This is a genomic window from Kribbella shirazensis, from assembly GCF_011761605.1.
In the GTDB taxonomy this organism is placed as follows: Bacteria; Actinomycetota; Actinomycetes; order Propionibacteriales; family Kribbellaceae; genus Kribbella; species Kribbella shirazensis.
Genome location: NZ_JAASRO010000001.1, coordinates 5,259,162 through 5,272,788 on the forward strand (window position 1 = coordinate 5,259,162; position 13,627 = coordinate 5,272,788).

The window sequence follows — 13,627 nt, forward strand, 5'->3', positions numbered from 1 at the left end:
CCAAGGCGAATCAGACGATCAATGTCCGCACCTGGTCCAAGATGGTCCCTTCGTACGGCCTGCGCTTGGGTGATCTCGACCTGTACGTGCTGAAGAATCACCCTGACGTCCTGCGCGTCCTCGGTTATCAGCGGGTCGAGCGCGCAAGTCCCTGGAGCAGGCTCGAGTGGTTTCTCAGCATGCTCTTCCTGGTGGCGCTCGTCGGCGGGGTGACGACACTCGGCGGTCAGATGTTCAGTACGTACGGCGGCAGGACCGTGTACACGGGCACTGCGGATCCGCTCGACAACGACATCGGTGTGCCGCTGACATCGTGGTGCTTCGCCGTGGTGCTGGTCGGCGTACTGGCGGCCGCCTACCGGTGGTTGCGGACGGACCGTCACCGGGATGCCAAAGAGATCGGCTATCTGGTGGCGACCGTCGCCTGCGGTGCTGTCGCGCTGGGGCAACTTGTGAGCGAGAGAGGGGTGGACGCGTTCGCCGCGCCGTCGATCCCGGTCTGGGCAGCCGCTGGGCTCGCCGCCGTGCTCCTTGCTGCCATGCTGCTCTTCTCACGCGGTCGCCGCGTCCCGGTCCCGAGAGACTTTCGCCGCGTCGAAGCGCCTGACCCGAAGCGGGCGATCGCACTGGTCGAGGCGCTTGAGCCCAAGAAGCGCGACAAGCTGCTCGAGGAGCGTCGGCGAGCGATCGCACGCCTGCAGGAGCGCGGCCTGATCGATGCAGCCGAAGCGGCACAGCTCGAATCGCTGCCGTTGGGAGCGTCGACGACCATCGCCCCTGCCGGCACCGTGCATCACAGCTAGTCCTGCCTGGTCCGCCGCGGTCGGTATCCTGGCGGCGGACCGCGACTGGCGCTGAGGTGGGGTACCACCGGGGAACGGTCTGCCATCCGGCTTCGCCGCGCGCCTGGGCACCTTCGAACGCAGAGGAGTGCTTCAGATGACCGCTGATCTCATGATCGGGACCGAGCTCGCCGCCGGCATGGTGGCGAAGGCCGCCGAACGGGCCCGGGCGCTGCAGGAGCAGTACGGCGTGCAGCCGTGCCTGGCGACCGTCCTGGTCGGTGACGACCCGGCGTCGGCGACGTACGTGCGGATGAAGCAGAACCGGTCGAAGAAGGCCGGGATCGCCTCGTGCAGCGTCGTGCTGCCGGCCGAGACGACCACCGAGGAACTCGTCGCGGAGATCACGAAGCTGTCCGACGACCCGGCGGTGCACGGGATCCTGCTGCAGCACCCGGTGCCCGCGCAGATCGACGAGCGGGCCGCGTTCGAGGCGATCGACCCGGCGAAGGACGTCGACGGCGTCACGATGCGGTCGTTCGCGGCGATGGCCTTCGGGGATCCGGGGTTCAGGTCGGCCACACCCGGCGGGATCATGCGGTTGCTGGCGGCGTACGACGTACCGCTCGAAGGAGCGCACGCGGTGGTGATCGGCCGCAGCCCGATCCTCGGCAAACCGGCCGGCATGTTGCTGCTGGCATCGAACGCCACCGTCACCTACGCGCACTCCCGGACCCGGGACCTGCCGGAGCTCGTCCGGACAGCGGACGTCGTGATCGCCGCCGTCGGCAAGGCGAACTTCGTCCGCCGGGACTGGCTGAAGCCGGGCGCGGTCGTGGTCGACGCCGGGTACAACGAAGGCAACGTCGGCGACGTGCACTTCGCGGAGGCGGCCGAGGTCGCGCGGCTGATCACACCGGTTCCGGGCGGCGTCGGGCCGATGACGATCGCGCTGCTCCTGGAGCAGACGGTCGACGCCGCTGAGACGGCTGTCCATTCTGTGACTACCGTGGCCTAGGCTTGGGGAACACGAACCTAGGAGGCGAGACGTGGCGGTACGGGCGATCCGGGGTGCCACCCAGCTGGACGTGGACGAGCGCGAGCACCTGCTCGAGCGGTCCGCGGAGCTGGTGAAGGCGGTCCTGGAGGCGAACGATCTGGAGAACGAGGATCTGATCAGCATCCTGTTCACCGTCACGTCGGACCTGCGCTCGGAGTTTCCCGCCGTCGCGGGGCGGCAGATCGGGCTCACCGACGTACCGCTGATGTGCATGCAGGAGATCCCGGTGCCGCACGCGTTGCCACGCGTGGTCCGGCTGATGGTGCACACCGAGACGCCGCGGGCCCGCGACAAGATCCAGCACGTCTACCTGCACGGCGCGGTCGCCCTCCGCCCGGACCTGACCGGCGCCCAGTGAGCGAGCTGCGCGGTCCGGTCCGCATCGTCGGGACCGGGCTGATCGGGACGTCGATCGGTCTCGCGCTGGCGCGGCTGGGCGTCGTCGTCGAGCTTGTCGACGGGAACGCGGACAACGCCCTGATGGCCGAGCGGATCGGCGCGGGCTCGCGGCTGGTGCAGATCGAGCCGCAGCTGGTCGTGGTCGCCGTGCCGCCGGATCACGTCGGCGCGGTCGTCGCTGAGCAGCTCGAGCAGACCCGAGGCTCGTCGGCGATCGTCACCGACGCGGCGAGCGTGAAGTCGAAGCCGCTCGCGGACGCGGCCCGGCTGACCGGTGATCTCAGCCGGTACGTCGGCAGTCACCCGATGGCCGGCTCCGAACGGAACGGTCCGCTGGCTGCCCGCGCCGACCTGTTCGACGGCGCGACGTGGGCGATCACACCGCACCCGGCGAGCGCCCCGCAGGCCGTCGATCTGGTACGGCGGCTCGCGGAGGCCTGTGGCGCCCGGACCGTCGAGCTGTCGGTCGAGGACCACGATCTCGGTGTCGCCCGGGTCTCGCACCTCCCGCACCTGATGTCCGCGCTGGCCGCGGGCACGCTGGCGGACGCGCCGTCCTCGCATCTCGAGCTGTCCGGCCAGGGCGTCCGCGACGTCACCCGGATCGCGGCCGGCGACCCGAAGCTGTGGACCCAGATCGTGTCCGCGAACTCGGCCGCGCTGACCGGCCTGCTGGAGCAGATCCGCGGCGACCTCGACCGGCTGCTCGTTGCCCTCGGCAAGGAGGAGGCGGCCGAGGAGCTGACCGCCATCCTGGGGCAGGGCGTGTCCGGCGCCGTCCGGGTGCCGGGCAAGCACGGAACGCCGCACATCGACCTGGTCACCGTCTTGGTGACCATCCCGGACCGCCCCGGTCAGCTGGCGAAACTGTTCGCCGACGCGGCCGAGTCCGGCGCCAACGTCGAGGACCTCCGCATCGACCACAGCCCCGGTCGTCCCGTCGGTGAGGTCGAGCTCGCCGTCAAGCCCGGCTCGGTCGATCAACTGGTCGAGGTCCTGACCGACCGCGGGTGGGTCGTCCACCGCTGAGCCAGGGAGTGCCTGGCGAACTTCCTGTCCCCGCTCGAAGGTAATCTTCGGGGCATGATCATCGCTGTGGACGGGCCGAGCGGCTCCGGTAAGTCGAGCACCGCCCGCGGAGTGGCCACCCGGCTCGGACTGCGGTACCTGGACACCGGTGCGACGTACCGCGCGGTGACCTGGTCGGCCGTCGAGCGCGGGCTGGACCTGGACGACACGGCGGCGGTCGCGCAGCGTGCGCGGGACCTGGAGCTGGAGATCAGCACCGAGCCCGGCAACCAGTTCGTGATCGCCGACGGGACCGATATCACGGCCGCGATCCGGGAGCCCCGGATCAGCGAGGTGGTCTCGAAGATCGCGACCAACCTGGACGTCCGCCACGAGCTGGTCCGGCGGCAGCGGGAGATCATCGACGACGCGCAGCCGAGCGGCGGGATCGTCGTCGAGGGCCGCGACATCGCCACCGTGGTCGCGCCGGACGCCGAGCTGAAGGTGCACCTGACCGCCGACCAGGACGCGCGGATGTCGCGCCGCGGCGCCGAGCTGGAGTCCGGTGCGGTGACCGCGGAGCAGCTCCGCGACCAGATCGTCCGCCGGGACGCCGACGACTCCACCGTCTCGCAGTTCATGGTCGCCTCCGACGGCGCCGTCACCGTCGACTCCACCCATCTGACCCTGGAGGAGGTCATCGATGTGATCAGCCGACTCGCGAAGGAGGCCGAAGCAGTTCCGCGGGGCCGGAATGACGGCTGAGCTGACCGGGCACCGCGAGCTGCACCGCGAGCCGCCGCGCACCGACGATCTGCGCCCGCTGCCGTACCGCTTGGCGCTGCCGCTGCGCCGGGTCGCCCGGCACTACTTCGTCCGCAAGTACAAGCTGACCGTCCACCACGAGGACCGGTTCCCGCTGACCGGCCCGCTGCTGATGGCGCCGAACCACCTGAGTCTGCTCGACGCCCCGCTGCTCGGCGCGATCGCGCCGCGGATGCTGCACCAGCTCGGGAAGATCGAGGTGTTCGGCGGGGTGCAGGGCAGGTTCCTGCACCTGGTCGGGCAGATCCCGGTCGACAGGTCGTCGTACGACACGCTCGCGGTCCGGAAGTCGATCCAGGTACTGCGGGACGGGCGGGTGCTGAACATCTACCCGGAGGGCACCCGCGGACCGGGCGACTTCAGCCGGATCCGGACCGGGGTGGCGTACCTGGCGATGGTGACCGGGGCGCCGATCCTGCCGGTGGCGCTGATGGGGACGCGGCTGCCGGGCGGCAGCGTGGAGGGTCATCCGCCGACCGGAAGCCGGGTCGACGTGGTGTATGGCGAGCCGTTCTCGATCGACCGCGTACCCTTTCCCAGGAGACATTCCGACGTACAGGCGGTCGCTGTCCACATCGGCGACGTGCTGCGCGCCCATGTGAAGGCGGCCGTCGAAGAAACCGGCCACCCACTTCCGGGCTGGCGAGACCAGAAGGACCCCGATGACTGACCTGCCCACCGAAGTACCAACGCACGACCGTGAGGACGCCGGTCCGCTGCCGGTGCTCGCGATCGTCGGGCGGCCGAACGTGGGCAAGTCCACGCTGGTCAACCGCATCATCGGCCGCCGCGAGGCGGTCGTCGAGGACACCCCGGGCGTCACCCGCGACCGGGTGTCGTACGACGCCAACTGGGCCGGGCGGGAGTTCACCGTCGTCGACACCGGCGGCTGGGACCCGGACGCGGTCGGCATGGCGGCGCTCGTCGCCGCGCAGGCGGAGGTCGCGATCAACGCGGCCGACGCGGTGCTGTTCGTGGTCGACGCGGTCGTCGGCATCACGGACGCCGACGAGGCGGTCGTCCGGGTACTGCGGAAGTCCGGCAAACCCGTCGTACTGGCCGCGAACAAGGTCGACGACCAGCGCGTCGAGTCCGAGGCGATGAACCTGTGGAGCCTCGGGATCGGGGAGCCGTTCCCGGTGTCGGCGATGCACGGCCGCGGTACGGGCGACCTGCTGGACGCGGTACTCGAGGCCCTGCCGGAGGCGCCGCGGGAGCGTGACGCCGAGACCGGCGGGCCGCGCCGGGTCGCGATCGTCGGCAAGCCGAACGTCGGCAAGTCCTCCCTGCTGAACAAGGTCGCCAAGGAGGACCGGGTCGTCGTCAGCGACGTCGCCGGGACGACGGTCGACCCGGTGGACGAGCTGATCACGCTCGGCGGCCAGGAGTGGCGGTTCATCGACACCGCCGGCATCCGGCGCAAGGTGAAGAACGCCTCCGGCCACGAGTACTACGCGACGCTGCGGACCAACGCGGCGATCGAGCGGGCCGAGGTCGTGGTCGTCGTGATCGACTCGTCGGAGTCGATCACGGAGCAGGACCTGCGGATCATGAACGCGGTCGAGGAGGCCGGCAAGGCGCTGGTCATCGCCTACAACAAGTGGGACCTGGTCGACGAGGAGCGCCGGTACTACCTGGAGCGGGAGATCGACCGGGACCTGGTGCAGTTCCGCTGGGCGCCGCGGGTGAACATCAGCGCCCTCACCGGCCGGCACATGGAGAAGCTGGTGCCCGCGATCGAGGCCGCGCTGGAGGGCTGGCAGACGCGTGTCCCCACCGGCCAGCTGAACGCCTTCCTCGGCCGCCTGGTCGCCGCGCACCCGCACCCGGTCCGCTCCGGCAAGCAGCCGAAGATCCTCTTCGGCACCCAGGCCACCACGATGCCCCCCACCTTCGCGATCTTCACCTCCGGCCAGATCGAGCCCTCCTACCAGCGCTTCATCGAACGCCGCCTCCGCGAGGACTTCGGCTTCGTCGGCAGCCCCGTCCACGTCCAGATCCGAGCCCGCCAGAAGAACAAGAAACGCTGACCGAACCCGGTAAGAACCACCCCGCGGGATGAGGTAAGGTAATCCCCGGTCCGCTCCCCGGAGCGAACCGGCGGGCTGTGGCCTAGTTTGGTTAAGGCGCCGGCCTGGGGGGCCGGAGATCCGGAGTTCAAATCTCCGCAGCCCGACCGCCTGAGAGGGGCACCGATTCTGTCGGTGCCCCTCTCTACGTTTGTCCTCATGGGTGCAACGGGAGACCGACGAGGCTGGACCGACGACGACCTGAGGCAGGCGGTGAAGAGCAGCGTGTCCTGGCGTGGGGTTGCCCGCGTCCTGGGCTTGAAGGACACCTCTGCGGCGACGCCTCGGCGGCATGCGGCGCGGCTGGGGTTGGACACGTCACACTTCACTGGGCAGCGCCGCTGGTCCGATCAGCAGTTGCGTGAAGCCGTGGCGGCTTCGAGTTGCTGGGCGGACGTCGTTGCCGCACTTGGCATCGTCGACAACGGAGCAGAGCGAGTCCGGGTCAAGGGCCATGCCGTCAGGCTGGGCCTGGACTGCAGTCATCTGAGGCCGCCTCATGCCAAGTCGGCCCCGGACGAGGTGTTCGATGAGCCGGTACGGCCGGAGATGCTCCGGTATTCGGCGGCGGCCCTGGCGATGGCCTGGTTCACCTTGCGTGGATGTGCGGTTGCGTTGCCGATCGAACCACAGGCCTACGACCTGCTCGTTACGACATCAAAGGGCATTCAGCGTGTACAGGTGAAATCCTGCGCGGCACGGACCGCAAAGGGCTATTGGCACGTTGGCATCGGCCGACGTCCGTACGTGCTGGACAAGTCCGCGAGCAAGATGCCGTACGACCCGGAATCAATCGACCTCTTCTTCATCGTTCTGGGCGACGGCAGCATCTACGTCATCCCCAGCTCCGTCCTGGCAGGCCGTGTCGGCATCTCGATCGAGAGCTATACGGCGTACCGCGTGGGGGATGCTTCGAGCATGTTGGGGAGCGGGGCACCAGCAACTGATGCCCCGCGTGGTGTGTCAGCGTACGCTCGCGAGTTCCTGGGGCTCCGGGGTTTCGACCCGCAGGGTTTCGCCTTCGATGTCTACTCGGGGCGTGATGCGGTCTAGCCAGCGGGGGAACCACCAGGCCCGGTCGCCGAGGAGGCTGAGGATGGCGGGGACGAGGGTCATGCGGACGACGAACGCGTCGATCAGGACGCCGATCGTGAGGCCGAAGCCGATCGCCTTGATGATCGGGTCCTCGACGAGGATGAACCCGGCGAAGACGGACGCCATGATCAGGGCGGCGGCGGTGACGACGCGGGCGCCGTGGCCGAGGCCCTGGACGGTCGCGTCGTTCGCGTGCAGGCCGTGCACGAACTCCTCGCGGACCCGGGACACGATGAACACCTCGTAGTCCATCGCGAGCCCGAACAGGATGCCCATCATGATGATCGGCAGGAAGCTCACCAGCGGCCCGGGGGAGTCCAGCCCGACCAGGCTCGCCAGATGTCCCTCCTGGAACACGGCGACCGTGATCCCGAAGGTCGCCCCGATCGTCAGCACGAACCCGAGCGTCGCCTTCAACGGCACGAGCACCGACCGGAACGCCAGCAGCAACAGCAGGAACGACAACCCGATCACCACGAACAGGTACGTCGGCAACGCGTCGGACAGCTTGTTCGACACATCGACGCCGACCGCGGTGTTGCCGGTCACGGAGATATTCGCGTCGCCCGTGGCGAGCGGCTGTACGGCGGACCGCAGGTTCTTCACCAGGTCAGCGGTCTCCGAGCTGGCCGGTCCGCTCTTCGGGATCACCTGCAGCAACCGCGTCGTACCGTCCTGACTCGCCGCGGCCGGTTGCGCCGCGACCACATCGGGCAGGCCCTGCGTCTTCCCGAGCACCTGCTGCACCAGTGCGTTCGAGGTCGCCGCGTCGTTGCTCTTCACAACGACCACGAGCGGCCCGTTCGCGCCCGGTCCGAAGGCGGCAGCGGTCAGGTCGTACGCGATCCGCTGGTTGCTTTCGGCTGCGGCCGACGCGCCGTCCGGCAGCGCGAGCTGCATGTCCTTCGCCGGGATCGCGAGCACCCCGAGGCCGATGATGCCGACAGCAACGATCGGCACCCTGAGCCGCGTCACCAGCCGGCCCCATCGGAAGCCGAAGCCCTCGGCAGGAGCCGCCGTGGCCGGCGCCTTGCGGAGCTTCCGCGGCAACACCCGGTCCCCGACGAAGCCGAGCAGCGCCGGCAGCAGCGTCAGCGCCACGAGTACGGCGGTCAGCACCGTCGCCGCCGCGGCCAGCCCCATAGCCGTCAGGAACGGTACGCCGACCACCGACAGCCCGGCCAGCGCGATCACGACGGTCGCACCGGCGAACAGCACCGCCGACCCGGCCGTCGCCGTCGCCCGTGCGACCGACTCCTCCGGATCCATCCCTTCACCGAGCTGCGACCGGTGCCGCGAGCTGATGAACAGCGAGTAGTCGATCCCGACCGCGAGGCCGAGCATCAGCGCGAGAATCGGTGCGGTCGACGACACATCGGTGAACGCGGTGACGATGAACAGGCCGGCCATGCCGGCCAGTACGCCGAGCAACGCCGTCAGCAGCGTCATCCCGGCAGCCACCAGCGACCCGAACGTGACGACGAGCACGACGGCGGCCACGGCCACACCGATCACCTCGGTCGCACCGATCTCCGGGATTCCGGCCTTGATCTGCCCGCCCGGTACGACCTGCAGATCACCGGAGCTCAGTCCGCTCAGTCCGTCGTACGCGTCGCTGCTCTCCGGCGCCAGCTCGTCGGCCGGCTTGTCGAACTGGACGCTGATGAGTCCCGTCGTACCGTCCGGGCTGATCGCCTTGCTGGTGAACGGGTCGATCGCCGCGATCACCTCGGGCACCTTGGCGACCTTACCGACGGTCACCCCGACGGCGGCCTTCACCGCCGGGTCGGCGAGTGTCTTGCCGTCGGGCGCCTTCACAACGACTGTCGCGGACGCGCCGCTGGCCGCCGGCAGCTCCTGCTTGAGGGCGTCGAGCGCGCGCTGCGACTCGGTACCCGGGATCGAGAACGTGTTCGCGGTCTTGCCGCCGAGCGTCAGCGCGCCGACACCGAGCACGACGAGGAACAGCGCCCACAGGGCGGCGACGAGACGCCGGCGCTGGTAGGAGAACCGGCCGAGCCGGTACAGCAGATTGGCCATCGGAAAGAGCGTCCGTTCGGTTCGGTACGGCGTACGGGCAGAGGTGATCGCCCCGCGGCGGCGGGGAGGCGGGTTCGGTTCTCAGGCGCGGCGGAGCAGTCTCCGCAGCGCGATGTCGCAGAGTCGTCGGAGGTCGTCGTCGGTGCGCTCGTCGGAGTGCCGGCACTCGCCGAGCAGCCCGTTGACCGCGAACTTCGCCAGATCCTGCTCGAGCGGGTCGTCGGATCCGGCCATCAGCGCGGTCATTCGCAGACCGTCGGCCACCAGCGACGCGATCTCCGGCATGTCCTCGATGACCGGGAGGATGTCCTGCAGCACGTCGACGACGCCGCGGTGCTCGACCGCGAGGTCGATGAAGCGCTGGATCGTGAGGTCCTGCGCCTCGCGGCGGGGAAGTTCGGAAGCGGCCGCGACCAGTTGGGCGAGGTCGGCCGCGGCGGGCTCGAGGACGGCGGCGAGCACAGCCGGCTTGCCACTGAAGTGGTACAGCACCGTCGCCTTGGAGCAACCGGCGGCGGTCGCGATGTCCTGCAGTGACGTCGCGTTGTAGCCGGCCGCCTGGAACAGGTCCATCGCCTGACGCACGATCTCGCGCCTGGTCCGCTCCCGGGCGGGGGTGATGACTGCCATGTCACCGATCTTGACTGACCGATCGGCCAGTTTTCAACCGATCGGTCAGGATTGTGGCCCGGTTCACCTCCTGGTCTTCGCTTGAGTTGCGGTGTAATCCTGTAATTCAGGAGGCGAGAAATGACCGAGGAGATTGCCGGCGAGACCGCGGGGGACGATGTCCTGGATGCCTACTCCCGTGTGGTCTCGGGCGTGGCGGAACACCTGATCCCGCGGGTCGCGAGCCTGCGGATCCACAGCCGGCGCGGCGACTCGGCCGGCTCGGCCGTCGTACTGACCGGCGACGGACATCTGCTCACCAACGCGCACGTGGTCGGCGACGGTTCGGAGGCGGCGGCGGAGTTCGCCGACGGTACGACGGCACAGGCCCGCGTGGTCGGTGTCGACCGGCTGTCGGACCTCGCCGTACTGCGGGCCGATCGGGAGATCCCCGACCCGCCCGAGTACGGCGACGCGGACCGCCTGAAGGTCGGGAACCTGGTGGTTGCCGTCGGCAATCCGCTCGGCCTGGCCGGGAGCGTGACCGCGGGCGTGGTGAGCGCGCTCGGCCGGTCGTTGCCGGTGCGCAGCGGTACGGCGCACCGGATCATCGAGGACGTGATCCAGACCGACGCCGCGCTGAACCCGGGCAACGCCGGCGGCGCACTCTCCGACGGCAACGGCCGGGTGATCGGCATCAACACCGCGGTCGCCGGGATCGGACTCGGCCTCGCCGTCCCGGTCAATCCGACGACCCGGAGGATCATTTACGCGCTCCTGCACGACGGTCGCGTACGCCGTGCGTACCTGGGCCTCGTCACCACGCCCGCGCCGTTGCATCCGGCGCTCGCACAGCGCTTCGACCAGCGCACGGCACTGCGGGTGGTCGAAGTCATCCCGGCCAGCCCGGCGGCGGCCGCCGGGCTGCGTCAGGGCGATCTCGTGCTGGCCGTCAACGGCGTACCGCTCCGCGACGCTCAGTCCCTGCAGCGTCAGCTCTTCGAGGACGCGATCGCCCTCCGCACCGAGATCACGGCGATCCGCAACAACGCGCTCGTCGACGTGATCGCCTACCCGGCGGAGCTCACCGACCGGTGAACTGGGCGCGGAGCAGGACGCAGGTGCCTGGCTCGAGCGGTGCGTTGGGGAAGGTGAAGTCGCGGGTGACCTCGGTGAACCCGAAGCGTTCGTGGAGGTCGAGGATGGCGCGGTTGCCGAGGTTCGCGAAGGTGTAGATCTCGTCGGCGCGCTCGGCCGTCCAGCGCATCCGCTCGGTCGTGAGCAGGTCGCCGATCCCGTGACGCCGCCAGGCGGGCGCGACGATCAGCCCGATCAGGTAGTACCCGTCCGGCGCCGTCGTGGGCGGGTCGGCGGGGGAGCGCCGGTGCCGGATCACAGCGGCGTACCCGGCGATCTCCCCACCGATCTCCGCGACGACCGTGTACCGATCGGGATCCTGCAGATCCGCCTCCAGGCGTGCCCGGCGCGTCTCCACCGGCCCGCCGGTCCGCGTCACGATCAACTCGGCGCAGGACGTGAGATCAGCGTCCACAGCCGCGCGCACCCGCACGTCGACCGCCTGCCTGGCAGCCCCAGGCCGGTACTCCGCGAACCCAGTCATGCCTCCACCCTAAGTTCAGCAGGTGGACGAGCTGCTGCAAGGCGTCGACGCGCTCACGTCTGCAGTGGCCCGCCGCGGAGTGGGCGGCCGCCGATCGTGCGACGTTCGTTGTCGCGGAGGCGGGGCTCGTAGTGGGCGAAGAAGATCTTGCCGACCAGATCGCGCCGGCTGCGTACGCCGGTCTTGTCGAACACGCTCTTAAGGTGCTGCTGGATCGTGTGGGTGGAGACGACCAGACGTTCGGCGATGTCGACGGTGGAGTCGCCCTGCAGCACCAGCCGGGTGATCTCCTGCTCGCGTTCGGTCAGCCCGTACGCCGCCATCAGGAGGGGAGCGATGCGTCCGGGATGAGCCGGTTCGACGATCACGGCGACGCGGCGGGAACTCGAAGAGACCAGTGATGTCCCGTGGAGCACGACCCAGCGACCGGACTTCGACATCACCCGCGACATCGCGACCTCGCCGGCGTCCGGGTACGTCGCCGTACGCAGCGCCTGGCCTGCGACCGCAAGGACTGCGGACGGCAGCCTGCCGGTGTCCCAGTCGCCGTCGGGAAGGTCGCGCAGCCAGTGCTCGACACCAGGTGTCGCGGACTCGATCTCCCAATCGCCGGACACCACGAGCAGTCCTGGTGCGTCAGTGCCTTCCGGATCGGCGGCCGCGCCGAGTAGCAATGCGGTGCGGGCGCCGGCCGCAAGCACCGGTGCGACGGCTCGGAGGAACGCCTTGTCCTCGTCGTCGAAGGTAGGCTGCCCCGGTTCGCGGTAGAGGCCGAGCGCGCCCCAGACCTCACCGGTTCTCGTCCGCAGGCCGGCGATCAGCTCCTGGTCGCCGCCCATCGTCATGTTCTGGTGCCACCGCGGGCTGCTGGCCGGGTCGCCGCCGGTCGCCTCGTGCAGCGTCGAAATGCCTCGCTGGGACCGGGCGACCTCCGCGAGCTTGTTGACGTCGTCCTCGTAGTACTCCTCCGCGAGCCACTCCTGCGGCAGTTCCGGCATGCCCTCGTTGAAGTGACTCGTCACGAGCAGGGACGCCGGATCCAGCGTGTACCAGCACGGCACCTGGTAGTGCGGGACCGCGTCGCGGAGGATCTCGGTCGACGCCCGCCAGAGCGTGACGAGGTCGAGCCCTTGCCGCGTCAGTGACGCGATCCGGTCGCTCGCACGCTCCTTCGCGTCGCCGCCCACAGCACCAAGGTACGGCGGTCCTGGGCGGTTGCGGATACCACATTTCTGGAATGGGCGGCCGATGGTCGCGCTCGTAGCGTCGAGCCATGACACAGATCCAGGTGATGGGGCCGTCCGACGGCCTGACGACGAAAGACATGCAAGGGACCCGGGCCGACCGGTACCTGGTCGACAGCCTGACCTCCGGCGGTACGGTCGCGCTGGTGGAGCAGATCCTCGATCCGCACGTGCTGGCGGCGCCACTGCACATCCACTCGCGCGAGGACGAGTACAGCTGGGTCATCGAGGGCCGGCTCGGTGCGGTCCTCGGCGACGAGGAGGTGTTCGCCGATGCCGGTGCTCTGGTGTGCAAACCGCGGGGGCAGTGGCACACGTACTGGAACGCCGGGGACGGACCGTTGCGCATCCTCGAGATCATCACACCGGGTGGACTCGAGGCGCTGTTCCTCAAGCTGGCCGAGCCCGGTGGCGAGTACGACCCGGACACGCTGCCCGCGCTCGCGGCGCAGTACGGCTGTGAGGTCGACTTCGAGGCGACCATGCCGATCGCCAAGCGTCATCAGCTGATCTTCTAGGTGTCCTGATGGCCGGGGCGCGTACGCCGGAGGAGCTCGAATCGATGTTCGAGGACGCGTTCGTCCTGCACGATCAGGAGGCGCTCGCGCAGCTGTTCGAACCGGACGCGGTGCTGCGCCCGGCAGGGGCGCGTGGCCCGCTGGTGGGGCCTGGCCCCGTCCATGGCCGGGACGAGATCCAGCGCCTCCTGGTCGACCTGTGGGATCACCAGGAGGCGTACGTCGCTGACCCGCAGACAGTGCTCCAGCTCCGAGGGACCGCCCTCGTCATCAGCCGGCTGGCCGTCAACGTCGTACGACGGACGCCGGACGGCCGCTGGCGCTACGCCATCGTCTACCTCGGCAGCTGAGCGGAGC

15 protein-coding genes, 1 tRNA gene and 1 riboswitch are annotated in these 13,627 nt (G+C 69.6%); of the genes, 12 read left to right on the forward strand and 4 right to left on the reverse strand.

Going from position 1 to position 13,627, the window contains the following annotated elements:
• The first annotated feature begins 65 nt into the window (after positions 1–65).
• From BJY22_RS25425 to BJY22_RS25465, 9 genes are all read left to right on the forward strand, one after another.
• Complete coding sequence (locus BJY22_RS25425; protein WP_167211048.1) at positions 66–803, forward strand: hypothetical protein; 738 nt, start codon at positions 66–68, stop codon at positions 801–803.
• 31 nt (positions 804–834) lie between these two features.
• A riboswitch (ZMP/ZTP riboswitch) is annotated at positions 835–919 on the forward strand.
• Positions 920–939: 20 nt separating this feature from the next.
• Positions 940–1,800: a bifunctional 5,10-methylenetetrahydrofolate dehydrogenase/5,10-methenyltetrahydrofolate cyclohydrolase gene (locus tag BJY22_RS25430; RefSeq protein ID WP_202891257.1), complete on the forward strand. Its 861-nt coding sequence runs from the start codon at positions 940–942 to the stop codon at positions 1,798–1,800.
• A gap of 31 nt (positions 1,801–1,831) precedes the next feature.
• Positions 1,832–2,200 carry a chorismate mutase gene (gene aroH, locus BJY22_RS25435; RefSeq protein WP_167211054.1) on the forward strand — a complete coding sequence of 123 codons (369 nt, stop codon included), beginning with the start codon at positions 1,832–1,834 and terminating at the stop codon, positions 2,198–2,200.
• The gene (locus BJY22_RS25440; RefSeq protein WP_167211056.1) at positions 2,197–3,270 is read left to right on the forward strand and encodes a prephenate dehydrogenase; all 1,074 of its coding nucleotides are present in this window, start codon (positions 2,197–2,199) and stop codon (positions 3,268–3,270) included. Before aroH ends, BJY22_RS25440 begins: the two co-directional genes overlap by 4 nt.
• Before the next feature lie 54 nt (positions 3,271–3,324).
• Positions 3,325–4,014, forward strand: coding sequence for a (d)CMP kinase (gene cmk, locus BJY22_RS25445; protein ID WP_167211059.1), 690 nt, complete (start codon positions 3,325–3,327; stop codon positions 4,012–4,014).
• Positions 4,004–4,744 carry a lysophospholipid acyltransferase family protein gene (locus tag BJY22_RS25450; RefSeq protein ID WP_167211062.1) on the forward strand — a complete coding sequence of 247 codons (741 nt, stop codon included), beginning with the start codon at positions 4,004–4,006 and terminating at the stop codon, positions 4,742–4,744. Before cmk ends, BJY22_RS25450 begins: the two co-directional genes overlap by 11 nt.
• On the forward strand, positions 4,737–6,104 hold the full coding sequence (der, locus tag BJY22_RS25455) for a ribosome biogenesis GTPase Der (RefSeq protein WP_167211064.1): 1,368 nt from the start codon (positions 4,737–4,739) through the stop codon (positions 6,102–6,104). The genes BJY22_RS25450 and der overlap by 8 nt, the downstream gene beginning before the upstream one ends.
• 71 nt (positions 6,105–6,175) lie before the next feature.
• A tRNA-Pro gene (locus tag BJY22_RS25460) sits at positions 6,176–6,250 on the forward strand.
• Between the two features lie 52 nt (positions 6,251–6,302).
• Complete coding sequence (locus BJY22_RS25465; protein ID WP_167211067.1) at positions 6,303–7,196, forward strand: group I intron-associated PD-(D/E)XK endonuclease; 894 nt, start codon at positions 6,303–6,305, stop codon at positions 7,194–7,196.
• Here the strand turns inward: BJY22_RS25465 and BJY22_RS25470 are convergent.
• The gene (locus BJY22_RS25470) at positions 7,107–9,278 is read right to left on the reverse strand and encodes an MMPL family transporter (protein WP_167211069.1); all 2,172 of its coding nucleotides are present in this window, start codon (positions 9,276–9,278) and stop codon (positions 7,107–7,109) included. The two genes, BJY22_RS25465 and BJY22_RS25470, sit on opposite strands and share 90 nt — an antisense overlap.
• Positions 9,279–9,359: 81 nt before the next feature.
• Complete coding sequence (locus BJY22_RS25475) at positions 9,360–9,908, reverse strand: TetR/AcrR family transcriptional regulator (RefSeq protein ID WP_167211072.1); 549 nt, start codon at positions 9,906–9,908, stop codon at positions 9,360–9,362.
• Between the two features lie 120 nt (positions 9,909–10,028).
• On the opposite strand from BJY22_RS25475, the gene BJY22_RS25480 reads away from it, so the two are divergent.
• Positions 10,029–10,985 (forward strand): S1C family serine protease, encoded by a 957-nt coding sequence (locus BJY22_RS25480; protein WP_167211075.1) that lies wholly within the window; start codon positions 10,029–10,031, stop codon positions 10,983–10,985.
• Here BJY22_RS25480 and BJY22_RS25485 read toward each other — a convergent pair.
• Positions 10,972–11,508 (reverse strand): GNAT family N-acetyltransferase, encoded by a 537-nt coding sequence (locus BJY22_RS25485; protein ID WP_167211078.1) that lies wholly within the window; start codon positions 11,506–11,508, stop codon positions 10,972–10,974. The two genes, BJY22_RS25480 and BJY22_RS25485, sit on opposite strands and share 14 nt — an antisense overlap.
• A gap of 53 nt (positions 11,509–11,561) precedes the next feature.
• Positions 11,562–12,695, reverse strand: coding sequence for a LuxR C-terminal-related transcriptional regulator (locus tag BJY22_RS25490; protein WP_167211081.1), 1,134 nt, complete (start codon positions 12,693–12,695; stop codon positions 11,562–11,564).
• Positions 12,696–12,781: 86 nt separating this feature from the next.
• Between BJY22_RS25490 and BJY22_RS25495 the strand changes: the two genes are divergently transcribed.
• Complete coding sequence (locus BJY22_RS25495; protein WP_202891258.1) at positions 12,782–13,270, forward strand: cupin domain-containing protein; 489 nt, start codon at positions 12,782–12,784, stop codon at positions 13,268–13,270.
• An 8-nt stretch (positions 13,271–13,278) separates the two neighbouring features.
• A complete protein-coding gene (locus BJY22_RS25500) occupies positions 13,279–13,620 on the forward strand; it encodes a YybH family protein (RefSeq protein WP_167211084.1) in 342 nt (113 codons plus the stop codon).
• Positions 13,621–13,627: the final 7 nt, after the last annotated feature.